The following is a 22,722-nucleotide window of genomic DNA, read 5'->3' as shown; positions in this document are numbered from 1 at the left end:
AAACCGGGCTCGGAGCCTTCGGGGCGGGTCAGTCCGCCACCCGGTCCGATCCGGCCGGCTGCCCGGCCAGCTGTCGTACGTCGGGTCGCGGGCGGGGCCTCGACGAGGCCAGGAGAGAGACCAGCGCCGTCAGGGCCGCCAGCGCGGCGAGCACGGCCGTGAGACCGGCGAGCCACTGCGGCGCGAGGGTCAGGTCCAGCGCCCTGGACAGGCCGCGCGACTCGACACGGCCCTCCAGGAGCTGGGCCACGGCGAGCGCCGCCGGGACCATGATGCCCAGCGCGAGCACCGGCACCGTGCTCCGGCGGACCAGAGCCAGACCCAGCAGGGCGCACAGAACGGCGGAGCCGAGGACGAATCCGTAGGCGCCGGCGGAGGCTCCGTCCCGGTGCGGCGGGAAGTGGGCCAGTGCGCAGACCACGAGCATCAGGAGCGCGGCCCACCGCGGCCAGGCGGGGGAGTCGACGCCCTTCGCAGGCGGGTTCCGGCGTGCCCGGGCCGTACGGCCGATGGCGACGGTGCCGCCCTCGGCGAGCAGCCGGTCCCCGGAGGGGGCCCCGTCCTTGCCCGACGCCGCCCGCGCCGCCTCGGCCGCCTTCACCTCTTCGCGTGTCGCCGGCTTCGTCTGGTGGCGGCCCTCGCGTACGCCCTGCTCCTGGGCCATGCGGCCGATCAGCTCCACGAGCTCCTGGACCGGCCGGGTGGTGGCCGCCGCCCGCACCGCGGCCTCACCGCAGTGGGGCTCCAGCGGGGGCCGGTGCAGCAGTGCCATCAGCCGGGTGACGTCCTCCACGGGCCGGCCCTCGGCCGCCGCGCGGATCGCCTCGTCGGCGCTGTCGGCGTTCCTCGGCGGCCGGGTCAGCAGGGCCACCAGCCGGCTCACGTCCTCCACGGACCGGTCCGTGCCGACCGCCCGCAGCGCGTCGACCGTGGCCCGCGCGTACTCCGGTGACTGCTCAAGCAGTTCGATGAGCTCGATCACCTCTTCAAGCGGCCGGTCGGCCACCGCGGTGTGCACCAGTCCGTCGACCGGGTTGATGTACGCGGGATCGGCCTCGATCTCGGCCTGGTCGGGGTACTTCCTGTCGAACTCGGTGACGGGGTCGGGGCGCCGCCGGTCGACCTCGTCCGCCGGGTCGGGGTGCTGGTGGCGGGTCTCGTCGGCCGGGTCGGGGTGCGGACGGCGGGCCTCTTCGGCCGGCTCCGCGTACCGGTGCTCGGCCCGGTCCACCTGGTCGGGGTACGGGCGGCGGGCCTCCTCGGCCGGCTCCGCGTACCGGGGGTCGGTCTCCTCGACCGACTCCTCGTACGGGTGCTCGGTCCGGTCTGCCCGGTCGGCGTGTTCCGCGTACCGGTGCTCGGCCCGGTCGACCGGGGCGGTGTAGCGCCGGGGGGCCCTGTCGGCCTCGTCGGGGTACCGGTGGTCAACCTCGTCGGCCGGGTCGGGGTACAGATGATCGATCTCGTCGGCCGGGTCGGCGTACCGGTGCTCGACGGCGTCGGCCGGACCGGCGTACCGGCGGTCGCCCGTGTCGGTGTACCGGCGCTCGGCTCTGCGCGCCGCTCTGTCCGGCGCCTCGTCCGGCACGGCGTGCCAGGGGGCGGAGACGGGCGGCGGCGGCATGGGGGCGTCGACCGCGCTCTCGGGTGATATGCCAGGTCGATCGGCGTCGAAAGGCGAACGGGTTGTCATACTCGGCTCCCTACGAAGGGTGCAGTCGCTGTCGTGGCCCGGACGTGCGGCCCGAGAGTTGCTGTTCGACCTTTCTAAGCGCCCGCGCCGAACGCCGCCAACGGGATGCGGCACACGTGTGACGCGGGCCGGAGCCGGACCTGTCACGGCATCAGTCGTCAGGTGTGCCGTACAGCCACAACCGCAGCATCCGACTGAGCACCGGCATGATCACGTACGTGAGCACGGGCAGCAGCACGAGGGGGAAGACGGCGGCGCGCAGCGGAAGGGGCCACGCGGCCGTACCGGGCGCCACCAGCCACTGGATCAGGAACGTCATCGGATAGGCGCCGAGGAACGTCGTCAGGACCATCTTCCAGCGCGGCGGGGCCTTCACGGTGGTGCCGGGGAGCCGGAACCAGCTCTCCATCCCGGTCGTCGACTGGCGTTCGTCACGGACCTCGGTGGCGACGCCCTCGATCCGCGCGTGCCACTCCGCGCGCTCGGGCGAGATCAGCCAGTCGGTGAGCCGCTGCGGATCGGCGAAGCGGAGCACCGCGTGGAACCGGTGCCCGGGTTCCGGGCGCAGCCAGGACACCCCCTGGCTGCCGGGGAACCGGGAGACGCAGTCGGCGACGCCTCGGGTCCACTCCTCGAAGTCGGCTTCCCGGCCGGGACGTACCTGCCAGGTGAAGACCGTGGTGACGGGTTCGGCGCACGGGAGTCGCGTGGTGCTCATGACCACGACGGGTTCCATGCGCCGGGCGGGTCATGCACGGAGCGGCGAAGCGGGTTCAGCCGTCCGTGTCGTGCACACCCGGGGTGACGATCTCGTCCAGCGCCTTGCGTACGGCCTCATAGGTGTGTCCGCGCAGCTCGGCATCGCGAGAGCTGTCCGGATCGCCGGTCTTCAGCTCCTCGCTCCGCGCCTTCCACGTCTGCTCCTCCCGGACGGCCCAGGAGCGGGCCCGCTGGATACGGCGCAGGAGTTCGTCGGAGTCCACAACGTCAGTCATGAGATACGGGTACCCCCACAAGCCCTTCCGACCCGGGTGACTCGGGCGGTCAGGGCTCCAGGAGGTCCAGGAGGTCCGCGAGCGGCAGGGGTTTCGCCAGGTGGGCGTCGAATCCGGCCTCGCGGGACCGCGCACGGTCGGTGCCCCGGCTGAAGCCGGAGACCGCGATGAGCCGCAGCGAGGCACCTTGCGGGCGCGACCGCACGGTACGGGCCACCTCGTAGCCGTCCATGTCGGGCAGTCCGAGATCGCACACGACGACGTCGAAGAGCCGGCTCTCGGCGGCGGTGACGGCGTCCGCGCCCGTGTGGACGACCGTGACGTGATGCCCCTGGCGGTCCAGCAGCGTGCGGTAGGTCGCGGCGAGATCCGTGTTGTCCTCCACGACCAGGACGGCCAGCTGCCGCCGCCCACGACGGGCGGTCACGGGGCGGGCCGGCGGAGGAGCGTCACCGGGTTCGGCCAGCGGCAGCAGGGCGGTGAACGAGGCACCGGTGCCGGGACCGTCACTGTGCGCGGAGATCCGGCCACCGTGGAGTTCGACGATGGTGCGGACCACCGAGAGACCTAGGCCGAGACCCTCCGGGGTCTGGGGCCCGGCGGGGGCGGCCCGCATGAACACCCCGAACAGTTCCTCGGCCTGCGCGGGTTCGAAACCGATCCCGTCGTCCTGGACGCTGAGCCGCGCCTGCCCCTCCCCGGCCGACAGGTGTATGGCCGTACGGCCGCCCGGCAGCGTGTACTTGAGCGCGTTGGACAGGAGGTTGGTCAGTACCTGGGCCAGCCGCAGCCGGTCGCCGTCCACGAGCACCGGATCGTCGGGCAGCCGCACGTCCAGCACGCGTCCCTCGTGTCCGAACAGGCCCCGGATGTCGGCGCAGGCACTCTCGACGGCCGAGCGCAGGTCCATCCGTTCGGGCACCAGCTCCAGCCGTCCGGTCACCGCGCGGGTGCCGTCCAGCAGGTCGTTGCTCATCCGGGCCAGGATGCCCAGCTGCCGTTCCAGGACGGCCAGGGCGGGATGGCCGCCGGGTGTGTCGAGAGCCAGCAGTTCGGTCGCAGCGGTGGCGGCGGCCAGGGGGTTGCGCAGTTCGTGCGAGAGCGTCGCGATGAACCGGTCCTTGGCGCGCTGTTCCTCCCGCAGCCGGCGTCCCGCCGCGTCGAGGTCGCCGTTGAGCCGCCGCAACTGCTCGTTGACCTCCCGGATCTCCCGCGCGCGGACGAACAGGTCGATCTCCATGCCCTCCGCGCGGGTCCGTTCCTCGGCGGCGGCTCGTTCCTTCTCACGTCCGGCCCGTCGCACCAGCACGAACTCGGTGACGTCCTCGACCCGGTGGATGATGTGCGTCACCCGGCCCTCGGTGTCGAGGACCGGGGTGTTGACCGGGCTCCACCAGCGCTCGACGAAACCGGTCCCGCCGTCGGCGTCCTCGCCCGTCGGGATGTCGTACCGCTGCAGCGCCATGGTGTCCGTCCGGGCCGTGCCCACCACCGTCTCCAGCGACCGGCGCAGGTTGGCGACGCCGTCGGCCGAGGGGTCGTCCGGGTTGTCGGGGAACACGTCGAAGATGAGGCGCCCTACGATGTCCCGCTCTCTGCCCGTGGCCGTGAGATAGGCGCGGTTGACCTCCACGATGACGAAGTCCGGGGCCAGGATGAGCAACGGGGAGAGCGCGCATTCGAAGAGCTGCCGGAAATCCGGGACGGAGTAGGGGCCGCCCGATGGATCACTCGACGGACTGTTCGACGGGCTGCTCGACGGACTGGTCGTGGACACGGCGGCTCTCAGGGATCGAGGCGGTACCCGTAGCCGCGCACCGTGGTGATCCTCGGGGCGGGCACCGGGAGTCGGGCGAGTTTTCCGCGCAGCCGGTACACGTGCTCGATCACGGTCGCGGACTGCTGCCAGGACGCTCCCCAGATCTGCTCCAGCAACTGCTCGGCGGAGAAGACGCGGCCGGGGGAGCGGGCGAGGAGTTCCAGGAGGGCGTACTCCTTGGGCCGCAGTGTCAGCGCGACGCCCGTACCGCTCGCCAGGCACGCGGCGGTGTCGACGCGCAGCGACCCCACGTCGAGGACGGCGGGGGTCTCCGGTGGCAGGGACCTGCGCAGCACGGCCCCGATCCGGGCCACCAGCTCCCGCTGCGAGAACGGCTTGACGAGATAGTCGTCCGCACCGATCTCCAGGCCGGCCACCCGGTCCGTCTCGTGGCCGCGCCCGCTGACGACGATGACCGGCAGACGGCTGGTGGCCCGCAGGGCACGCAGCACTTCGAGTCCGCTGCCGTCGGGAAGCCCCAGGTCCAGGACGACCAGATCCACGCCGCCGTCGTACATGACGGCCCGGCCGGCCCGGGCGTCCATGGCCCAGGTGACCGTGAAGCCCTCACGCTCCAGATAGGAACGGCACATCAGTGCGAAGTCGGGGTCGTCGTCGATCAGTGCGAGATGTGGACGCAACCGTCACCACCCGGCCCAACTGCCGCCCGCTCGTTGTGTCGCTGGTGAGCGGGCGTTGATGCCCCGACCATGTGGCGAAGGTAGAACAGTAGGCACCCGCGGTTCAAGGGGGAGCCGACACGGGGGGAGTTCCGGCACGGGCCCGTGCGGCGCGGGGAGCGTACACCGTCGCACTGGCCCGGGCCGGAACATGGGCCAGCGGCCCGGGGCGGACCGGCTTGCGCGTGTTCGACCTGTCGCCCGTCGCCACGGCCTCGTGGCCGCCGCCCGTCGAACACACCCCGCTCCACGGGGCCGCGGGCGGACGATCCGGTCCTCGTCGAACCGCACGCCGACATCCACCCGGCCTGCGCGGCTTGCCTACGCACCTGGCTGGACGCGGTGGTCGCTCCGCGCGCATCCGTGTACGTCATCGACCTGCGCGCCGTCTCCTTCATCTACAGCACCGGCGGCACCGAGAGCACCGGCCCGCATCTGCCAGACCTCGCCGGACGGCGGGCACGGCGGCGGGCCCGAGCCGTATCAGCTCACGGAACGCCGTGCGCCTCCTCGCCAGGGTTCCTCACCGACGAGTCCGAGCGCGCCTCCTCGGCGCCCGCGACGAGTTTTGCCGGGGTCGATCACCGGACGGTGCCGTCGCCGTGCGCGCCGGCCGACGGATGAGGACGGGATCGGGGAACGGCCGTGACGGCCGTTCCCCGAACGGAAGCGCTACGGTGCGTCAGCGTCCGAAGGAGTGGCCGCCGCCGTACTGCGAGTGCTGGTTGTCGCCCTCCCAGTGGGACTCCGCGCAGCCGTTGCCGTAGTAGGCATGGCCGTCGCCGGCACCGGCGAACACGCCGCACGCGCGGAAGTCGCCCTCGTAACGACCGTCGCTGCGGCCGTCGTCGCGGCCGTCGTGGTGGCCGTCGGCGAGGGCCGTGCCGGCGCTGCCCAGGATCGCGGTGGCGGCGAAGACGCCGGCGGCAAGGATGGTACGCACACGCATGGTTGCTCCCTGATGGAGAAGTGATGGACACATGAGCGGGAGGTCCGGCCACGATCGCGTGGCCACGCCGCTCTTGAAGCCATGGTCAGTGCCGCAAGTGCCGTCGGCGCGCATTCGTCACCCATACGTGGGCGCCCCGCGGAGGCACGGGCATCGGCATGGGAGGAATCGAGGGCGGAGGCAGAGGCAGGCGCGGGCTCGGTCACGGCCGGCGGCCCGCCCCGCCGGACGCGTCCACCACACGTGGTACCTGATGGCTCCGCGTACGGGCAGGTCAACGGGGGTGCACCGGAAGGTTTTCGGCCACCGCGCGTGGGTTAGGGTCGTGACCTCGGTCGACCGTGGGGCGACCGAGGTCACGCAAGGAGGAGACATGGCGGTGGAAGTGAGCGACGCGCCCGAGGCGCGGCGCTACGAGGCGCGGATCGACGGAGCGTCCGAGGTCGCCGGCTTCGCGGACTACATCCGCACGACGGAACTCATCGCGTTCGTCCACACCGAGGTCACCCCGCAGTGCGAGGGCAAGGGCGTCGGCTCCGCACTGGTCCGGGTCTCCCTCGACGAGGCGCGCGCCGCCGGCCTGCGGGTGCTGGCCACCTGCCCCTTCTACGCCGGTTGGATCGCCCGCCACCCCGAGTACGGCGACCTGCTCTACCAGGCCCGCAGCAACGTCAGCGACTGAGAGCCCGGGTCTGAGCGGCGGGATTCGGCACCGGATCGGGCGTCGGATCGGGCGTCGGATCCGGGGAACCGCCCTCAGCGGTCGGCCGAGGGCCGCCAGCCCAGTGCCGGGCCGAGGCCGGTGGCGATGTCGGTGAGGATCTGGACGTAGTCCGCGTGCTCGAAGGTGAAGGGCAGCGCGAACGCGACCTCGTCGATCTCCCGGAACGCGGCCTGGGAGTACAGCCGTTCGGCGATCTCGGCGGAGGTCCCGACGAGATCGGGCGCGAACATCAGACGCGCGGGACCGTGCGGCGTCGCGGTGCGCGGGGTCCGCTTCTCGGCGTACGCCTCGTACTTCGCGCGCTGCTCGGCAGTGGCACTGTCGGTGGGGATGACGACGAGTCCCTGGGAGACGCGGGCGCGGTCGCCGTCGGGGTGGTGGGCGCGGAAGGCGCGTACGTGGGACAGCTGGATCTCGGCGAAGTCCTCGGACTCCTCCGCCTTCACGACACTGCTGGTCAGGAAGTTCATGGCGTGCTCACCCGCCCACCGGGCCGACCGCAGGCTGCCGCCGCCGTACCAGAGCCGGCCGCCCAGCCCGGCGGCGTGCGGCTGGACGCGGTCCGAGAACACCTCGAAGCCCTCGACGCCGCTGAAGTCGGTCGCGGGCTTGCCGCGTACGAAGTCCAGCAGGCGGCTCACCCGTTCGTAACCGAAGTCCTCGGTGTCAGCGGTGTCCGGATACAGGGCGTCCTTGACCTGGTCGAAGTGCATCGGCGGTCCGACGCTGACGCCCGGATTGAGGCGGCCCCCGGACAGGATGTCGACCGTGGCCAGGTCCTCGGCCAGCCGCAGCGGGTTCTCCCAGCCCAGCGGGATGACCGCGGTGCCCAGCTCGATACGGGAGGTGCGCTGCGAGGCCGCCGCCAGGACTGCCACGGGGGAGGAGATCCCGTACTGGAGATGGCGGTGGCGCAGCCACGCGCTGTCGAAGCCGAGCCGCTCACCGAGTTCGATGATCTCCAGCGTGGACTCGTGGCCCGCGCGGGGATCGGCCTCGTCGAACAGGCCGATGGTCAGGAAGCCCAGCTTCCGCAACGGGTGTGAGGGCAGCGGCACGGGGCTCCTCCGGCGTCCGGCACGAGTTCTGCTTGCTGACTGCTGCTTGCTGACTACTGCGGCTCGGCTGCTACCGCTCGGCTGCTACCGCTCGGCCTTCTTGTCCTTGAGGTCCTTGATGCGGGCCGTCTCCTTGCGGACCTCGGCCTGGGTGGCGCGCTCCTTCTGGAGCCACTCCGGGGAGTCCTTCTTCAGCGCCTCGATCTCGTCCGTGGTGAGGGCGTCCGTCACCCCGCCGCGGGCGAGCCCGGAAATGGAGATGCCGAGCTTGGCGGCGACCACCGGCCGGGGGTGCGGTCCGGTGCGCCGCAGCTCCTGCAGCCACTCGGGCGGATCGGCCTGGAGCGCGGTGAGCTCGGAGCGCGAGACGACACCTTCCTGGAACTCGGCGGGTGTGGCCTCTAGGTACACACCCAGCTTCTTCGCCGCGGTCGCGGGCTTCATCGTCTGGGTGTTCTCGTGCGACGTCATAACGGCAAGGGTATCGAGCATGTGAACCAGCGCCGACCACGCCGGGTAACCTGGCCAGGTGACAGGCTCGGAAGAATCCCCTTCGTTCCGGCTCGCTTATGTCCCGGGAGTGACGCCCAGCAAATGGGTGCGGATCTGGAACGAGCGGCTGCCCGACGTTCCCCTGCAGCTCCTCGCGATGTCCGTCGGCGAGTCCTTCGACGCGCTGCGCGGCGGCGACGCCGACGCCGGTCTGGTCCGGCTGCCGGTCGACGGCACGGATCTCAGCGCGATCCCCCTCTACGCCGAGACGAGCGTGGTCGTCGTCCCCAAGGACCACGTCGTGGCCGCGGTGGACGAGGTGAGTGCCGAGGACCTGGCGGACGACATCGTGCTGCATCCCCTGGACGACATCCTCGACTGGGAGCGTCTGCCGGGCCGCCCCGCGATCGAGCGCCCCGCCACGACGGCCGACGCGGTCGACCTGGTGGCGGCGGGAGTGGGACTCCTCGTCGTTCCGCAGTCGATCGCCCGCCTCCACCACCGCAAGGACCTCACCTACCGGCCGGTGACGGACGCCCCCGAGTCACGGGTCGCCCTGTCGTGGCCGGAGGAGCGGACCACGGACCTCGTGGAGGACTTCATCGGCATCGTCCGGGGCCGCACCGTCAACAGCTCACGCGGCCGCACGCAGCCCGCGGCCGAGCCGAAGGCCGCCCGCGCCCCGGAGAAGACCACCCCCCGCCGCAAGCCCAAGCCCACTGCGGCCAGGACAGGCGGCAAGACGGGTACGAAGGGCACGAAGGGCGCCAAGCGAGGCAAGCCCCGCGGTCGCTGAGCAGTACAGATCGGGGGGCGCGGGCAGCCCCCACGGGCCCGCAGGCTCAAGAGACCTCGTCCGTGTCGCGTACGAGCCCCGCCACGTGGTCGGTGATCGTGTCGAGGATGTCCGCCCACGCCGAATCGTCCCCGAGCACGAGAAAGTTGAGAGTCAGTCCGTCGGTCATGGCGGCCAGATAGCGGGCCAGCACCGGCACGGGCACGCGCAGCGCGAAGTCCATCTCCCGGCCGAGCTGCCCGATGAGTTCGGCGTACGTGTCGGAGTACAGCTCGTACTGCCGTCGCGCCAGATGCTCGAAACCCGGCTGGCGCAGGGCGTACTGCGTCAGCTCGTACGTGAGCATGTGCTCGCCCGGGTGGGCGGCCACATGGTCCCAGTAGGCCTGGAAACCGGCCGCGACGGTCTCCCGCAGGGTGGCCTTCGGCCGGATCGCCTCGCGCACCACCGTGACCGAGTGACCGGTGATCGTCTCGATGACGGACTCGATCAGCGCCTGCTTGGAGTCGAAGCAGTAGTGGAAGACGCTCAGTGACACGCCCGCCTCGGCCGCGATGGACCGGGTCGTCGTCCTGGGGACGCCGTCCCGGGTCATCGCGCGTATGGCCGCTTCGGTGAGCTGACGCCGCCGCTGGGCCGACGGCATCCGTGCCATGGAATCCCTTTCGCGCTGTTCTCTCCTGGTGGGCGTCAGCTGCTGTGGACGCCCACCTCGTTCAGGGAGTAGCCCCAGTCGGTGCCGCGCTCCACCCCGTGGACGCGAACGTAGCGGGCGGTCACACCGGAGAACAGGGCCGTGTCCAGGCCGCCGTCCCCGGTGGTGGTGGACCACACGGACTGCCAGTCCGTGCCATTGGCGGAGACCTCCACGCGGTACGACTTCGCGTAGGCGCGCTCCCAGTCGAGGGTGACGCGCTTGACCGTGCTGGTGGAGTCGAGGTCGATCCGCAGCCACTGGTCGTCGCTCCAGTCACTGGCCCAGCGGGTGCCGGTGTCGCCGTCGACGGCCCGGCCGGGCGCGTAACTGGTGAAGACGCTCGACTCCGACGAACTGGCCGACGCGGGCGCGCCCTTGGCGAGGTTCACCCCCGCCCTGTGCCGCTCCGTCGCGCCCCAGGTGTCGAGGTAGGACTCGGCGCCCCGGAACAGGTCGTCCACGACTCCCTGCCCCGCGACCAGGCGGATGTCCTCGATCCAGTCCGGGACGAGCCCGTAGTGGGCGGCGCCGTCGGTGTTGATGTCCCAGGTGCGCTGCCCGGTGGTCTGCCGGTCGAGCACGGCGGTGCCGTCGGTGCTGCGGAAGGGATACCGCACCGGGTTCGAGGCGTCCGCGCCACGCGGGGCGGGCCAGCCGCCGACGCCGTTCATGTCGGTGCCGTAGCCGTAGCCCACGTCGTACTTGTCCCGCAGGGCCTTCGTCCGCGCGGCCTCCGCGCCGAACTGCTCGGAGCCGTGCATGTACTGGGCGATGAAGCCGCCGAGCCGGTAGACCCGCTCGGTCCAGTTCAGGTCCATCCAGCTGTGCGAGGAGATGACTCCGGGGTAGGACTCGGCCTCGAAGATGTCGAGGGCCCGGCCGGTGGCCTTCACCCCCATGTGGTCGATCTCCAGCATCATCTTGCGCTTCATCAGCCCGCGCACGGCGTACTCGCCGAGGTCGGTGAGCCCGCGCTTGTTGCACTGCGCGTCCTCGTCGTACGCCGGTACGTCGACGCCCGCCGGCAGTTCCTTCTCCGCGCCCGGTGCCGCCGCGCCCCCGATGGGGTTGTCGTGCTGCGGGCCCGCGCACTTCTCCGTCTGCCAGAAGGTGCCCGTCGACAGGAACTGGCCGACGTTGATCGCCGTACCGAGGCCGCCCTCGTCGAAACGGACCCCGCACAGGGCGTTGTCGAACTTGTGGCACAGGAACATGCTGCGCACCCCGAGGTCGTACAACTCGTCGAGACCGGCGTCGATGTCGGCCTTGTCGCACTGCGCGATGTCCAGGATCTGCTTGCAGCCGAAGGGTTCGGACGTCTCGACGCCCAGGACGACGGCGAGTTTGCCCTGCTGGGCGACCTCGCGGGCCTGCGCGCTGTCGGTGACGATCCTGAACCAGCCCTTGCCCGGGCCGCCGTACATCGCGTCGATGTAGTCCTGCATGTCGTACGTCAGCTTCGCCTGCAGCCGGATCGAGGTCATCTCGTCGCAGCTGCGGTCCTTGAAGGGGTAGACCGAGCAGATCACACCGTTGGTGACGAGGTCGTTGACGAGGACGCGCTGGCCGCCGCGCCAGGCCCGCTCGACCCAGGCGTAGTAGTTCTGCTGATGGGTCAGCGAGTCATGGGCGGGCCAGTCCTCGAACGTTGGCCAGCCGTCCGGGTCGTGCTTGCCGTCACCGCCGTTGGTGATGAAGTCGAAGATGGCCAGCGAGCCGTCGGGGTAGTGCTCGGGGCAGTCCTTGAGGGCGTCGGCGACTCCCGCCTTCGAGAACGGCTTGCCGCAGATGAGCCGGCCGCCGAAGGCCTCGTTGGCCATGATGTGGTTGTGCGCGTCGACGAATCCGCGTACCTCGCCCTGGGAGTCCGTGCCCTTGAAGGGCTCCCCGGTGACGTTGATCTGCGAGTCGGGCGCGGGCCGCGCGGTCGGGTTCCACCAGTCCGTCCCGGCGGCGGAACTGGGCGTGGGGCCGAGCGCCATGGCCATCACGACGAGCAGCAGCGACAGGACCGTGAAGGGCCTGCGCCGGTGGAGAGGCTGTCGGGTCATGATCATCACCCACGTCTTCGGTCGACGGCACGCCACTTGTCATGACTCGTGCAAACGCTGCGACGAGAATCCCGACTGCCGTGAAGAGAGTCAAGAGTCCGGGACGGATGACCTGATGGCCCGGCGGGTGCCGTGAGGGGCGCGGGGAACTGCGTGGCCAGCCCCCACCGGCCCGCACGTACGCACCTCTTGACGCGCACTTGGTCTAGTCCTACCTTCCAAGTCAGCCGTTCAAAAACACAGCCAGTGTTCATACATGTGAAATCGAGCGGCCAGCGACCCCCCACTCAAGGAGCCGACATGCTCACGCGCTTCCAAGCGCTCACCGTGACCGGTGCGGTGTGCGCTTCATCCCTCCTGGCCGCCGCCCCCACCGCCTTCGCCGAAGTGGAGCCGGGCGGCTGGACGTCGGTCTCGCCCACCTACACCGTGCAGGAGCGCGGCTGCGGACAGGTCGACGGACTGACCTTCCAGCTCACCTGCTCCACCGCCAGTGGAGATCAGCGGGCCGAGCGGCGGTACGCCACCTACACCGGCGGCACCCGCCAGTTCGAGGGCTACTTCCGGATCAGCAGCCTCAGCGGCACCCGCATCAGCCTCAAGCAGACCTTCAACGAGTCGGCGGCGGGCCCCTACTTCATGCTCGCCGCCGAACGGGGCGGGCGGCTGTACGCGGTCCACGGCGGCGACACCCTGTCCAACGCCGGCACGGTCGGCGCCACCGTCCGGGTCAACACCGTTCACCAGGTGGGCAGTTCGCACCGCACCTACATCAACGGCTCACTCAAGCACACCTACGCCAGCCCCGGCGGCAGCTTCTACGACAAGTTCGGCGCCTACCGCACCAACAGCGGCAACGGCCCGGCCACCGTCGTGTGGAGCAACGTCCACTTCTGGCGCAAGTAGCCAAGAGCACATGAGAGTTCCCGTACGCGGCGCGGCGCCGGCAGCCCTGGTCCTGGGTCTCGCCCTTGTCCTCGGCCCGGCGCTGTCGGCCTGCGACACACCCCGCACGGCGGCGGACGGCGGCGGTCCCGCCACGGACAGCGGCGCCTCGGGCGTCGTGCTGCGCGCCGAGCGCACCTCGCCCACGGACATCGATCTGCGCTGGCAGGGCGGCGGTTCGGATGCGTCGGGCCACCTGCTCGAATTCGCGACGGACGCGTCCGGCCCGTACACCGTCCTGCAGTACCTGCCGCCTCAGGTGACGAGTTACCGGCACCCCGATCTGATGCCGCACACGACCTTCCACTACCGGCTGCGTGCTTTTGTCGGCCCCGCTTCGAAGCCGGTGGGCGTCACCCTGCCGGCGGGGGAGCTGACGTCGGCGGACGAGGACTCCAGCCACGACTGGCTGCCCGCCCGCACGGACCCGGAGCGGACTTCCCCCGGTCTGCCCCTGCGGCCCACAGGCGCCGGAGCACCCACCGGATTCAGAGCCGTGGTCAAGCATGCGAACGGCATTCTGTTCACATGGACGGACCACGCGTCCGACGAGAAGGGGTTTCTTCTGGAGTCCCGCATCTCCAAGGGCTCCGGTGAGGCCTCCGGTTACGCGCCCGTCGCGGTCTTCGAACCCGACGTCAATTCCGCGGGCCTGATCACCCTGCCCACCGAGAAACGGGCGTCCTACCGGGTCCGGGCCTTCACCCACGGCGCGCTGTCGAACGTGGTGCGGCTGACCACCGGCGCCTCGACTGATCAATAACGCGCCTGACAGGGGCGGGACCAGGATGGTAGAAGCAGGACATGACCACTTGTTCCACCCGCATCTCCTCCCCGGCCGGCGCACGATGACCGCGGGCATCGACACCCCCGACCGCAGGGGCCGTACCGGACTCGACCGGGTCGGCCTGGACCTGACGGGGAACCCCCGCGTCAAGGTGCGGGACGTGACCCTGCTGTCCTGCCACTGGTACGTGGAGCGCACCACGACCTTCGACCTCCAGCTCGCCGACGGCACCTGGTCCACCCAGGAGCGCGAGACGCACGACCGCGGCAACGGCGCCACGATCCTGCTCTACGACACGGAACGCGAGACCGTGCTGCTGACCCGGCAGTTCCGCTATCCCGTGTACGTGAACGGACACCCCGACGGCATGCTCGTCGAGACACCGGGCGGTCTCCTCGACGATGACGACGAGCACCCCGAGGTCGCCGTACGACGCGAGGTCATCGAGGAGACCGGGCACACGGTCGGCGAGGTCGAGCGGGTCTTCGACGTCTATATGAGCCCGGGCTCGGTCACCGAGCGCGTGACCTTCTACGCCGCCTCCTACGGACCGGCCACCCGCACCCACGAGGGCGGTGGCCTCGACGAGGAGGGCGAGGACATCGAGACCGTCGAACTGCCCTTCAGGGAGGCCTTGGGCATGATCCGTAGCGGCGAGATCGCCGACGCGAAGACCATCATGCTGCTGCAGTGGGCGGCGCTGGAGGGACCGTTCAGCAAGTGAGTCCCGCCGTCCCGTAGACGCGTGAGGCGGTCAGCGGAGCAGCAGCTGGACGAGGGCGACGGTGCCGATCGTCACGATGAGGGCTCGCAGGACCAGCGGGCTGAAGCGGCGGCCGACCGCGGCTCCGAGCTGCCCGCCGAGTGCGGAGCCGACGGCGATCAGCGCGACGGCCGTCCAGTCGAAGTCCGCGACGAAGAGGAAGAAGGTCGCGGCGACGGTGTTGACGACGGCGACGAGGACGTTCTTGACGGCGGTGAGCCGTTGCATCGTCTCGTCCAGGAGCACGCCCATCAGCGACATGTAGATGATCCCCTGCGCCGCCGCGAAGTAGCCGCCGTAGACGCTCGCGAGGGTCAGGCCGACGAAGAGCAGCGGGCCGCCGTCGGTGCGCCCCGTCGGGGGCGCGGGGGACTGCACGACCGGCCCCGGCGGTCCCGCGGACGACGAACGAGCCTCCGTGCGGCGGCGCCGAAGTCGCTTGGTGATCAGCGGCTGGAAGGCGACCAGGACCAGGGCGAGCGCCACCACGACCGGCACGATCTTCTCGAACGCCGTCGCGGGCAGGGCCAGCAGCAGCACGGCGCCCGTGAAGCCGCCCATCAGGGCGCCGACGCTCAGCTTCAGGATGCGCCGCTGCTGGCCGCGCAGTTCCTTCCGGTAGCCGAAGGCCCCGCTGACGGCGCCGGGGACCAGGCCCAGCGCGTTGGAGACGGTCGCGGTGACAGGCGGCAGACCGGTGGCGAGCAGCACGGGAAAGGTGATCAGGGTCCCGGAACCGACAACCGTGTTGACCCCGCCGGCTGCCACGCCCGCGGCGAACACCGCGACGGCCTCCCACGGCGTCACGCGTCGCCTCGCCCCGCATCGATGGTCATGAAGCCGACGTTAGAGGGCCGACAGTTCGGCGGGCGCCGCACCATGGTGCGCAGCGGCGCCGTACCGCAGCCCGGCGACCGGTCACTCGAACCGTGAGACGTCGCCGGCGCCCTTGCGGACGATCTCGGCCTCGCCGCTGGAGAAGTCGATGACCGTCGTCGGCTCGGTGCCGCAGTCACCGGAGTCGATCACCGCGTCGACCGAGTGGTCGAGGCGCTCCTTGATCTCCCAGCCCTGCGTCATCGGCTCCTCCTCGTCGGGCAGGAGGAGGGTGCTGGACAGAAGCGGCTCACCGAGCTCGGCGAGCAGGGCCTGGGCCACCACATGGTCGGGGATGCGGACCCCGACCGTCTTCTTCTTCGGGTGGAGCAGCTTGCGCGGGACTTCCCTGGTCGCGGGAAGGATGAAGGTGTAGCTGCCGGGCGTGGACGCCTTGATGGCACGGAACACGTCGTTGTCGACCTGCACGAACTGGCCGAGCTGCGCGAAGTTCTGGCACACGAGCGTGAAGTGGTGCCGGTCGTCGAGCCGGCGGATGGAGCGGATCCGGTCGATGCCGTCACGACTGCCCAGCTGGCACCCCAGCGCGAAGCAGGAGTCCGTGGGGTACACGACGAGCGCACCTGCCCGGATGGAGTCGGCGACCTGGGTGATGGTCCGCGCTTGAGGATTCTCGGGATGAACATCGAAGTACTTTGCCACCCGCCGAGCTTATGCCCCTCGCGCCCGCGCCCTGCCAGGGGCGCGAGGCTGTGACACTTGCGGCTGCGCCGCGGGGCGCGAGCAACCCCCGCCTGCGGGCACCGAACACACAACCGCACCCGGCGCCCGCAGGGCGGATCGACCGCCTCAGTCCCTGAGCCGGTCGATCTGCCGAATCTTGTTCGTGGCGTCGAGCGCGGCGACCTTGTACGACTCCGCGAGCGTCGGGTAGTTGAAGACCGCGTCGACCAGGTAGTCGACCGTGCCACCGCAGCCCATCACCGACTGCCCGATGTGGATCAGCTCGGTGGCGCCCGTGCCGAAGCAGTGCACGCCGAGCAGTTTCCGGTCGTCGGGGGAGACGAGCAGCTTGAGCATGCCGTGCGAGTCGCCGATGATCTGGCCCCGGGCCAGTTCGCGGTAGCGGGAGATGCCCACCTCGAACGGCACCCGCTCCTCGGTGAGCTGGTCCTCGGTCTTCCCGATGAAACTGATCTCGGGGATGGTGTAGATGCCGATCGGCTGGAGGTCGTGCATCCGGTTCACCGGCTCGCCGCACGCGTGGTACGCGGCCGTACGCCCCTGTTCCATCGAGGTCGCCGCCAGTGCCGGGAAGCCGATGACGTCACCGACGGCGTAGATGTGCGGCACCTCGGTGCGGTAGTGCTCGTCCACCTTGATCCGGCCGCGCTTGTCCGCGGACAGGCCCGCCTTGTCGAGGTCGAGGTCGTCGGTGAGGCCCTGCCGGCCCGCGGAGTACATCACGGCGTCCGCCGGGATCTTCTTGCCGCTCTCCAGGACGGTGAGCGTGCCCCGCGCGTGGCGCTCGACCGCGGCGACCGTCTCGCCGAAGCGGAAGGTGACGGCGAGGTCCCTGAGGTGGTACTTGAGCGACTCGATCACCTCGACGTCGCAGAAGTCGAGCATCCCGGGGCGCTGTTCGACCACGGTGATCTTGCTGCCGAGGGCGGCGAACATGGAGGCGTACTCCATGCCGATCACGCCGGCCCCGACGATGACCATGGAGCGGGGCACCCGCTCCAGGTTGAGAACGTTGTCGGAGTCCAGGACCGTCAGCTCGTCGAACTCGACGGTCGCGGGCCTGGCCGGCCTGGTGCCGGTCGCGATGACGATGGTGTCCGCGGTCAACAGCTTCTCGTTGCCGGTCACTTCGCGCAGGGCGACGGTGTGGTCGTCCACGAAGCGGCCGGTGCCGGCGAACAGGGAGACGTGGTTGCGGGACAGCTGACTGCGGATGACGTCCACCTCGCGGCCGACCACGTGCTGGGTGCGCGCGGTCAGGTCGGCGACGGTGATGTCCTCCTTCAGCCGGTAGCTCTGGCCGTAGAGATCCCGCTGGGTGAGACCGGTGAGATAGAGGACCGCCTCGCGCAGGGTCTTCGAGGGGATGGTCCCGGTGTGGATGGAGACCCCTCCGACCATGTCGGGGCGGTCGACGACGGCGACCCGGCGGCCGAGCTTGGCCGCGGCGATGGCGGCCTTCTGGCCGCCCGGGCCGGATCCGATGACAAGCAAGTCGAAGTCGCGCACCTGCAGAGTCTGTCAGCCGGGGCGGTCCCCCGAAAGGGTGAGTTGCACTCCGGGCCGGGGGAGGGGCGGAGCCGTCGCGTGTGCGCTGCGGACCGCCGGGGCGAGTGCGCGGTTCCCCGCGACCCTCAGAAGCCCCTGCGGGGCTTGTGCGCAGTTCCCCGCGCCCCTGAAGGGCGGGCCGGTGGGGTGGGGTCGCGTAGTTCCTCGCGCGCCTGGGAAGCCCCTGCGGGGCTTGTGCGCAGTTCCCCGCGTCCCTGCAGGGCGGGCCGGTGGGGGCAGGGTTCGTCCGCCCTCGTCCCCTAGGGGCGCGGGGAACCGCGCGTGCTCAGCCCCTACTGCCCCGCGGTGCAGCGCCGACCGCAACCGATCCGTCCGTGCGTGACGGCCCGTGCGGCGACGACCGCGGCCGAGCCGTCAGGGCTGAGCGTCAGGGCCGAGCGTCAGCGCTGAACGTCAGTGTGTGACGGAGCGTGCGACGCGGAAGCCCACGTCGTCGACCTGGTAGCCCGGGTGGCTGCGGCGGCGGACGGACGCCCGGCAGCTCCAGTGCTCGTCGAACCAGCCCCCGCCCCGCAGAACCCGGTAACCGCCGTAGACCTCCGCGTCGTAGACGTCCCAGCACCAGTCCCACACATTGCCCAGCATGTCGTGCAGCCCCCACTGATTGGGCCGCTTGCCGCCCACGTCGTGGACGCGTTCCTGGGAGTTGTCGCGGTACCAGGCGATCTCGTCGAGCGGCCCGTACCGGGGCCCCGGCGTACCGGCACGGCACCCGTGCTCCCACTCGGCCTCGGTGGGCAGCCGGTAGCCGTCCGCCGCCGTGTCCCAGTCGATGCCCTCGCCGTCGGCGTGGAAGGAGTAGGCCGGGGTGAGCCCCTCCCGCCGCGACAGGGCGTTGCAGAACCGGACCGCGTCCCACCACGAGACGCCCTCGACGGGCAGCTGGTCCCCGTCGGCCGTGCTCGGCCGCATGCCTGAGACCCGCGCGTACAGCGCCTGCGTGACCGGGAAGGCCCCGAGCCGGTAGGGCGCGAGCTCGACCGACCAACTGCGCCGCGTCCGCCGGTCCGACAGCGTGACCTGCCCCGGCGGGACAGCGATCATCTCGTTCACCTGGCGTGTGTCCATGAGCAGGCAATCCTACTGACGAACCGGTGGGCCCGCGGCGCGTGGCGGCACGTACCGCGGGCTTATGCCAGACTCAGTCCCCCGGACTCACCCAGGTGCCCAGCTCGGCGGAACGGGCCATGGCGTCCAGGGCAGTTGCGCTGTGGACGGCGTCCTCCAGCGTGGCGCCGTACGGCGTGCCCTCGGCGATGGAGCGCAGGAAGTTGTACGCCTCGATCACCTTGAGGTCGTCGTACCCCATGCTGTTGGCCGAGCCCGGCTGGAAAGCGCCGAACTCGCCGTGCCCCGGGCCGACATACAGCGTGCTGACCGGCTGGTCCTGGAACGACGTGCCGCGGCTGACACCCAGTTCACCCATACGACGGAAGTCCCAGGAGACCGCCCCCTTGGTTCCATGGATCTCGAAGCCGTAGTTGTTCTGCTCGCCGACCGAGACCCGGCAGGCCTCCAGGACACCGCGGGCGCCGGAGGCGAAGCGCAGCAGACAGGACACGTAGTCCTCGTTCTCCACCGGCCCCAACTCGCCCCCGGTGGAACGGGCATGGCCGGCGGTGGCACCCGTGGGCCGGGCCCGCTCGGGGACGAAGACGGCCGTGTCGGCGGTCAGCGAGGAGATCTCGCCCAGCAGGAAGCGGGCCAGGTCCACGCCGTGCGAAGCGAGGTCGCCCAGCACTCCGCTGCCGCCGCGCTCACGCTCGTACCGCCAGGTCAGGGCGCCCTCGGGATGGGCGGCGTAATCGCTGAAGAGGCGGATACGGACGTGGGTGACGGTGCCGATCTCGCCGGAGGCGACCAGCTCGCGGGCGGCCGCGACGGCAGGCGCGTTGCGGTAGTTGAAGCCGACCGTGCCCTGGACTCCCGCCTTGGCGACCGCGCCCGCGACGGCCCGCGCGTCCCCGGCGGTGAGGCCGACCGGCTTCTCGATCCAGAGGTGCTTGCCCGCCTCGGCCATGGCGACACCGATCTCGCGGTGCAGGAAGTTCGGGGCGGCGACACTCACCGCCTGCACCCGGGGATCGGCGGCCACCTCCCGCCAGTCCCGGGCCGCCGTGGCGAAGCCGTACCGCTCGGCGGCCTCCTCGGCCCGGCCGGGCACCTCGTCGGCGACGGCGATCAGTTCGGGCCGTACGGACAGACCGGGGAAGTGGTGCGGCACGCGTGCGTACGCCTGGGTGTGCACCCGCCCCATCCAGCCGAACCCCACGACGGCGACGCCGAGCGTACTCCCCATGACTGTCCCTCTTCGGATCGGTTTCGGATTGCTCTTGTGACTGCTCTTGTGATTGTTTTTGGATTGCTTTTGGATCGGTCCATGGTCGTTCCGGATCACACTGGAGGCCGTCATAGCAGGTGTCAACCCCTTTGACTTTCCATCGCGTCCTGTGGAACGGTCTATTTCATGAGGCCACCGACGATCCGCGATGTCGCCGAGCGGGCCGGAGTGTCGAAATCCCTGGTCTCGCTCGTACTGCGCGGCTCCGACCGGGTGCGCCCCGAGAGGCGGCAGGCCGTCCTGGCCGCCGTCGAGGAGCTCGGCTACCGGCCCAACGCCGCCGCGCGCAGCCTCAGCGAGCGGCGCGCCCACCCGCAGGCCCTCGACCACGCCCGGTCCGGGGGCACCCCCATGGTGGGCGTGCTCCTGAACGACATGCGCAACCCCTGGTTCGTGGAGCTGCTGGACGGACTCAACTCCCTCCTGGACGCCCACGGCCTGCACATGCTGCTGGCCGACGGCCACCTGAACCGGCGGCTCGGCGAGGACCTCACCCGGATGTTCACGGACCTGCGGGTCGACGGTCTCATCGCGGTCGGCACGCTGCCCGGTCCAGGGATGCTGCGTACGGCGGCCGGGCGGCTGCCGACCGTCGTCGCGGGCGCCCGCGAGCCGGTGCTGCCCCGCGCGGACATCGTCGCCAACGACGACGAGTACGGCGCCCGGCTCGCCACCGAACACCTCATCGGGCTCGGCCACCGGCGCATCGCCCACATCGCCGGGCAGGGGATGGTCGGCGAACTACGGCGCCGCAGCTTCGAAACCGTCATGCGCGAACACGGACTGGCCGACACGGCCGTCGTGGAGCAGGGCGACCTCACCGAGGAGGGCGGCTACCGGGCCACGGTCCGGCTGCTCAGTGCCGCCCGGCGGCCCACCGCCGTGTTCGCCTTCAACGACATCGCCTGTGTCGGCGCACTGTCGGCCGCCGAGGAACTCGGCCTCCAGGTGCCCCGGGACCTCTCCCTGGTCGGCTACGACAACACCTACCTCGCCCGGCTGCGCCACCTCTGGCTCACCACCGTGGACAGCGCGGGCCACGACGTCGGCCGCCGCGCCGCCCAGTGCCTGCTCGACCGCATCACCGACCCCGCCCGCCCCGCCCAGGTCGTCCTCAGCACACCGGTCCTCGAAGTGCGCGGCACGACCGCGGCACCCTCGCAGGACCGGCGGCACAGCTGAGAGCGAGGGGCGCGGACCGGGAGCGGCGCGGTGTCACGTACGCCCCAACCGCCCTAGAGTGGGCGCCTGTTGCACGGTTCATCGGATCCTTCCCCCTGGAGGAGCGCATGTCCCGCACACCGCCCCGGCGGGCCGCACTGCGTGGCCTGGCGGCCGTCGGGACCGCCGTGATCGGCTTCGACCCCCTCACCCGGAGCTGGGCGGCCACCGCGTCGGACCGTCCGCTGCACGACGTCCCCGAGCTGGACGGAAGCCTCCACACCGACGAGGCCTCGCTGAGCGCCGCCGCCGACGACTTCGGGCACATCGTGCACCGCCGCCCGGCCGCGGTGCTGCGACCGGGTTCCGTGAACGACGTCGTGAAGATGGTGCGGTTCTGCGCCCGGCACCGCGTCCCGGTCGCACCCCGGGGACAGGGGCACGGCACGAACGGCCAGGCACAGGCCGAAGGCGGCCTGGTCGTCGAGACCACACCGCTCGCCACCGTCCGGCCCGTCGGCCCACGCAGCACGAGCGTGCGGGTCGGAGCCGGGGCCAGATGGAGCGAGGTCGCCAGGGCCACACTCGCGCACGGCCTGACACCTCCCGTCTTCACCGACTACCTCGAACTCTCCGTCGGCGGCACGCTGTCCGTGGGCGGCCTCGGCGGTCAGACCCACCGCTTCGGAGCCCAGGTCGACACCGTCCTGGAACTGGAGGTCGTCACCGGCGCGGGGGAGCTGACCCACTGCTCGCCGACCCGGCACCGCGACCTGTTCCACGCGGTGCTCGCCGGACTCGGCCAGTGCGCCGTGATCGTCGGCGCGACCGTCCGGCTGGTCCGGGCACCCGAGAACGTACGCCACTACCTCCTGCCGTACGCCGATCTGAGGACCTTCCTCGACGACCAGCGCCTGCTCGCCGAGCAGCGGCGCTTCGACTACGTCGAGGGCCTGGTCACCGAGGACGCCTCCGGAGCCTTCCGCGGGTACGCCATCGAGGCCGTCGCCTACGGACCGCCCGCGGGGGACGCCCCCGACGACACGGCGCTGCTGCGCGGTCTGCGGCACGACCCGGCCGGTGCGGAGATCACCGATCTCGCGTACGACGACTTCCTCGACCGGCTCGCGCCCGCCGTCGCGGCGCTCAAGGAGGCCGGGCTGTGGGCGTACGCGCACCCCTGGCTCGACGTGCTGCTGCCCGGCCGTGCGGCGGCCGACCTCGCCGGCGGGATCCTGGACGCGCTCACCCCGGCGGACCTGGGGCCGGGCGGCGTGGTGCTGTTGTACCCGCTGGTGCGTGAGCGCCTGCGGACCCCGCTTCTGCGGATGCCCGACGACCCGGTGCCGTACCTGCTGGCCGTCCTGCGGACCGCACCGCCCGGCGACCCGGCGACGGTCCGACGCCTGCTGGCCGCCAACCGGTCCGCCTACGAGCTCGTCCGCGAGGCCGGGGGCACGTGGTACCCGACCGGCTCCGTGCCCTTCGACGAGGCCGCCTGGCGGCGGCACTTCGGCACTGCCTGGCCCCGGCTGGCCGCCGCGAGGAAGCGGTACGACCCGCGCGGCGTCCTCGCCCCGGGACAGGGCGTCTTCTGACCGGTCCTGGACAGTCGACCGGT

At 71.2% G+C, this 22,722-nt stretch carries 23 protein-coding genes; 8 read left to right on the top strand and 15 right to left on the bottom strand.

The annotated features are described in order from the left end of the window. Positions 1–28: 28 nt before the first annotated feature. The 5 genes from OHS59_RS05610 to OHS59_RS05590 all read right to left on the bottom strand — a co-directional run bounded on the left by OHS59_RS05610 (position 29) and on the right by OHS59_RS05590 (position 5,148). Complete coding sequence (locus OHS59_RS05610; protein ID WP_328492282.1) at positions 29–1,693, bottom strand: hypothetical protein; 1,665 nt, start codon at positions 1,691–1,693, stop codon at positions 29–31. A gap of 151 nt (positions 1,694–1,844) precedes the next feature. After that, the gene (locus OHS59_RS05605) at positions 1,845–2,411 is read right to left on the bottom strand and encodes an antibiotic biosynthesis monooxygenase (RefSeq protein WP_328492281.1); all 567 of its coding nucleotides are present in this window, start codon (positions 2,409–2,411) and stop codon (positions 1,845–1,847) included. Positions 2,412–2,466: 55 nt separating this feature from the next. After that, the gene (locus OHS59_RS05600) at positions 2,467–2,688 is read right to left on the bottom strand and encodes a hypothetical protein (protein WP_328492280.1); all 222 of its coding nucleotides are present in this window, start codon (positions 2,686–2,688) and stop codon (positions 2,467–2,469) included. 49 nt (positions 2,689–2,737) lie between these two features. Then, a complete protein-coding gene (locus tag OHS59_RS05595; RefSeq protein ID WP_328492279.1) occupies positions 2,738–4,465 on the bottom strand; it encodes a hybrid sensor histidine kinase/response regulator in 1,728 nt (575 codons plus the stop codon). Positions 4,466–4,473: 8 nt separating this feature from the next. Further along, complete coding sequence (locus OHS59_RS05590) at positions 4,474–5,148, bottom strand: response regulator transcription factor (protein ID WP_328492278.1); 675 nt, start codon at positions 5,146–5,148, stop codon at positions 4,474–4,476. 381 nt (positions 5,149–5,529) lie between these two features. On the opposite strand from OHS59_RS05590, the gene OHS59_RS05585 reads away from it, so the two are divergent. Continuing rightward, complete coding sequence (locus OHS59_RS05585) at positions 5,530–5,811, top strand: hypothetical protein (RefSeq protein WP_328492277.1); 282 nt, start codon at positions 5,530–5,532, stop codon at positions 5,809–5,811. A gap of 58 nt (positions 5,812–5,869) precedes the next feature. Here the strand turns inward: OHS59_RS05585 and OHS59_RS05580 are convergent, their stop codons facing one another. After that, positions 5,870–6,136: a hypothetical protein gene (locus tag OHS59_RS05580; protein ID WP_328492276.1), complete on the bottom strand. Its 267-nt coding sequence runs from the start codon at positions 6,134–6,136 to the stop codon at positions 5,870–5,872. Between the two features lie 373 nt (positions 6,137–6,509). On the opposite strand from OHS59_RS05580, the gene OHS59_RS05575 reads away from it, so the two are divergent. Beyond that, a complete protein-coding gene (locus OHS59_RS05575) occupies positions 6,510–6,818 on the top strand; it encodes a GNAT family N-acetyltransferase (protein ID WP_328492275.1) in 309 nt (102 codons plus the stop codon). Between the two features lie 74 nt (positions 6,819–6,892). Here OHS59_RS05575 and OHS59_RS05570 read toward each other — a convergent pair whose 3' ends face one another. After that, entirely contained in the window at positions 6,893–7,918 is a 1,026-nt protein-coding gene (locus tag OHS59_RS05570) for an LLM class flavin-dependent oxidoreductase (protein ID WP_328492274.1), read from the bottom strand. 84 nt (positions 7,919–8,002) lie between these two features. Beyond that, positions 8,003–8,410, bottom strand: coding sequence for a DUF5997 family protein (locus OHS59_RS05565; protein WP_328492273.1), 408 nt, complete (start codon positions 8,408–8,410; stop codon positions 8,003–8,005). A gap of 37 nt (positions 8,411–8,447) precedes the next feature. On the opposite strand from OHS59_RS05565, the gene OHS59_RS05560 reads away from it, so the two are divergent. Continuing rightward, the gene (locus tag OHS59_RS05560) at positions 8,448–9,206 is read left to right on the top strand and encodes a LysR substrate-binding domain-containing protein (protein WP_328492272.1); all 759 of its coding nucleotides are present in this window, start codon (positions 8,448–8,450) and stop codon (positions 9,204–9,206) included. A 46-nt stretch (positions 9,207–9,252) separates the two neighbouring features. Here OHS59_RS05560 and OHS59_RS05555 read toward each other — a convergent pair whose 3' ends face one another. Beyond that, positions 9,253–9,861 (bottom strand): TetR/AcrR family transcriptional regulator, encoded by a 609-nt coding sequence (locus tag OHS59_RS05555; protein ID WP_328492271.1) that lies wholly within the window; start codon positions 9,859–9,861, stop codon positions 9,253–9,255. A 35-nt stretch (positions 9,862–9,896) separates the two neighbouring features. After that, on the bottom strand, positions 9,897–11,954 hold the full coding sequence (locus OHS59_RS05550) for a galactose-binding domain-containing protein (protein ID WP_328492270.1): 2,058 nt from the start codon (positions 11,952–11,954) through the stop codon (positions 9,897–9,899). A gap of 300 nt (positions 11,955–12,254) precedes the next feature. Between OHS59_RS05550 and OHS59_RS05545 the strand changes: the two genes are divergently transcribed. The 3 genes from OHS59_RS05545 (at position 12,255) to OHS59_RS05535 (ending at position 14,410) form a co-directional block, all read left to right on the top strand. Next, positions 12,255–12,860 carry a hypothetical protein gene (locus OHS59_RS05545; RefSeq protein ID WP_328492269.1) on the top strand — a complete coding sequence of 202 codons (606 nt, stop codon included), beginning with the start codon at positions 12,255–12,257 and terminating at the stop codon, positions 12,858–12,860. A gap of 10 nt (positions 12,861–12,870) precedes the next feature. Next, positions 12,871–13,662 carry a fibronectin type III domain-containing protein gene (locus OHS59_RS05540; RefSeq protein WP_328492268.1) on the top strand — a complete coding sequence of 264 codons (792 nt, stop codon included), beginning with the start codon at positions 12,871–12,873 and terminating at the stop codon, positions 13,660–13,662. An 85-nt stretch (positions 13,663–13,747) separates the two neighbouring features. Next, positions 13,748–14,410, top strand: coding sequence for an NUDIX domain-containing protein (locus OHS59_RS05535; protein WP_328499062.1), 663 nt, complete (start codon positions 13,748–13,750; stop codon positions 14,408–14,410). Positions 14,411–14,440: 30 nt separating this feature from the next. Here OHS59_RS05535 and OHS59_RS05530 read toward each other — a convergent pair whose 3' ends face one another. From OHS59_RS05530 to OHS59_RS05510, 5 genes are all read right to left on the bottom strand, one after another. After that, positions 14,441–15,256, bottom strand: a complete 816-nt coding sequence (locus OHS59_RS05530) for a sulfite exporter TauE/SafE family protein (protein ID WP_328492267.1) — start codon at positions 15,254–15,256, stop codon at positions 14,441–14,443. Positions 15,257–15,367: 111 nt separating this feature from the next. Then, positions 15,368–15,988 carry an L-threonylcarbamoyladenylate synthase gene (locus OHS59_RS05525; RefSeq protein ID WP_189768828.1) on the bottom strand — a complete coding sequence of 207 codons (621 nt, stop codon included), beginning with the start codon at positions 15,986–15,988 and terminating at the stop codon, positions 15,368–15,370. Between the two features lie 147 nt (positions 15,989–16,135). Then, complete coding sequence (sthA, locus tag OHS59_RS05520; protein ID WP_328492266.1) at positions 16,136–17,539, bottom strand: Si-specific NAD(P)(+) transhydrogenase; 1,404 nt, start codon at positions 17,537–17,539, stop codon at positions 16,136–16,138. Between the two features lie 453 nt (positions 17,540–17,992). Further along, positions 17,993–18,667, bottom strand: coding sequence for a formylglycine-generating enzyme family protein (locus tag OHS59_RS05515; RefSeq protein ID WP_328492265.1), 675 nt, complete (start codon positions 18,665–18,667; stop codon positions 17,993–17,995). 73 nt (positions 18,668–18,740) lie between these two features. Next, positions 18,741–19,898 carry a Gfo/Idh/MocA family protein gene (locus OHS59_RS05510; RefSeq protein ID WP_328492264.1) on the bottom strand — a complete coding sequence of 386 codons (1,158 nt, stop codon included), beginning with the start codon at positions 19,896–19,898 and terminating at the stop codon, positions 18,741–18,743. Between the two features lie 168 nt (positions 19,899–20,066). Here OHS59_RS05510 and OHS59_RS05505 point away from each other — a divergent pair, with 168 nt between their 5' ends. Next, positions 20,067–21,122: a LacI family DNA-binding transcriptional regulator gene (locus OHS59_RS05505; RefSeq protein WP_328492263.1), complete on the top strand. Its 1,056-nt coding sequence runs from the start codon at positions 20,067–20,069 to the stop codon at positions 21,120–21,122. A gap of 107 nt (positions 21,123–21,229) precedes the next feature. Beyond that, positions 21,230–22,699: an FAD-binding protein gene (locus tag OHS59_RS05500; protein WP_328492262.1), complete on the top strand. Its 1,470-nt coding sequence runs from the start codon at positions 21,230–21,232 to the stop codon at positions 22,697–22,699. The last annotated feature ends 23 nt before the right edge of the window (positions 22,700–22,722 follow it).

Origin of the sequence: Streptomyces sp. NBC_00414 (assembly GCF_036038375.1) — a bacterium.
Lineage (GTDB): Bacteria > Actinomycetota > Actinomycetes > Streptomycetales > Streptomycetaceae > Streptomyces.
The sequence above is the reverse complement of the archived record's forward strand: the minus strand, read 5'-3'. Positions and strand labels throughout refer to the sequence as shown.

Excerpts from the sequence above, each read along its gene's own strand:
- OHS59_RS05610 (WP_328492282.1), bottom strand. The coding sequence starts at position 1,693 with ATGACAACCCGTTCGCCTTTCGACGCCGATCGACCTGGCATATCACCC.
- OHS59_RS05605 (WP_328492281.1), bottom strand. The coding sequence starts at position 2,411 with ATGAGCACCACGCGACTCCCGTGCGCCGAACCCGTCACCACGGTCTTC.
- OHS59_RS05600 (WP_328492280.1), bottom strand. The coding sequence starts at position 2,688 with ATGACTGACGTTGTGGACTCCGACGAACTCCTGCGCCGTATCCAGCGG.
- OHS59_RS05580 (WP_328492276.1), bottom strand. The coding sequence starts at position 6,136 with ATGCGTGTGCGTACCATCCTTGCCGCCGGCGTCTTCGCCGCCACCGCG.
- OHS59_RS05575 (WP_328492275.1), top strand. The coding sequence starts at position 6,510 with ATGGCGGTGGAAGTGAGCGACGCGCCCGAGGCGCGGCGCTACGAGGCG.
- OHS59_RS05565 (WP_328492273.1), bottom strand. The coding sequence starts at position 8,410 with ATGCTCGATACCCTTGCCGTTATGACGTCGCACGAGAACACCCAGACG.
- OHS59_RS05555 (WP_328492271.1), bottom strand. The coding sequence starts at position 9,861 with ATGGCACGGATGCCGTCGGCCCAGCGGCGGCGTCAGCTCACCGAAGCG.
- OHS59_RS05550 (WP_328492270.1), bottom strand. The coding sequence starts at position 11,954 with ATGACCCGACAGCCTCTCCACCGGCGCAGGCCCTTCACGGTCCTGTCG.
- OHS59_RS05545 (WP_328492269.1), top strand. The coding sequence starts at position 12,255 with ATGCTCACGCGCTTCCAAGCGCTCACCGTGACCGGTGCGGTGTGCGCT.
- OHS59_RS05540 (WP_328492268.1), top strand. The coding sequence starts at position 12,871 with ATGAGAGTTCCCGTACGCGGCGCGGCGCCGGCAGCCCTGGTCCTGGGT.
- OHS59_RS05535 (WP_328499062.1), top strand. The coding sequence starts at position 13,748 with ATGACCGCGGGCATCGACACCCCCGACCGCAGGGGCCGTACCGGACTC.
- OHS59_RS05515 (WP_328492265.1), bottom strand. The coding sequence starts at position 18,667 with ATGGACACACGCCAGGTGAACGAGATGATCGCTGTCCCGCCGGGGCAG.
- OHS59_RS05510 (WP_328492264.1), bottom strand. The coding sequence starts at position 19,898 with ATGGGGAGTACGCTCGGCGTCGCCGTCGTGGGGTTCGGCTGGATGGGG.
- OHS59_RS05505 (WP_328492263.1), top strand. The coding sequence starts at position 20,067 with ATGAGGCCACCGACGATCCGCGATGTCGCCGAGCGGGCCGGAGTGTCG.
- OHS59_RS05500 (WP_328492262.1), top strand. The coding sequence starts at position 21,230 with ATGTCCCGCACACCGCCCCGGCGGGCCGCACTGCGTGGCCTGGCGGCC.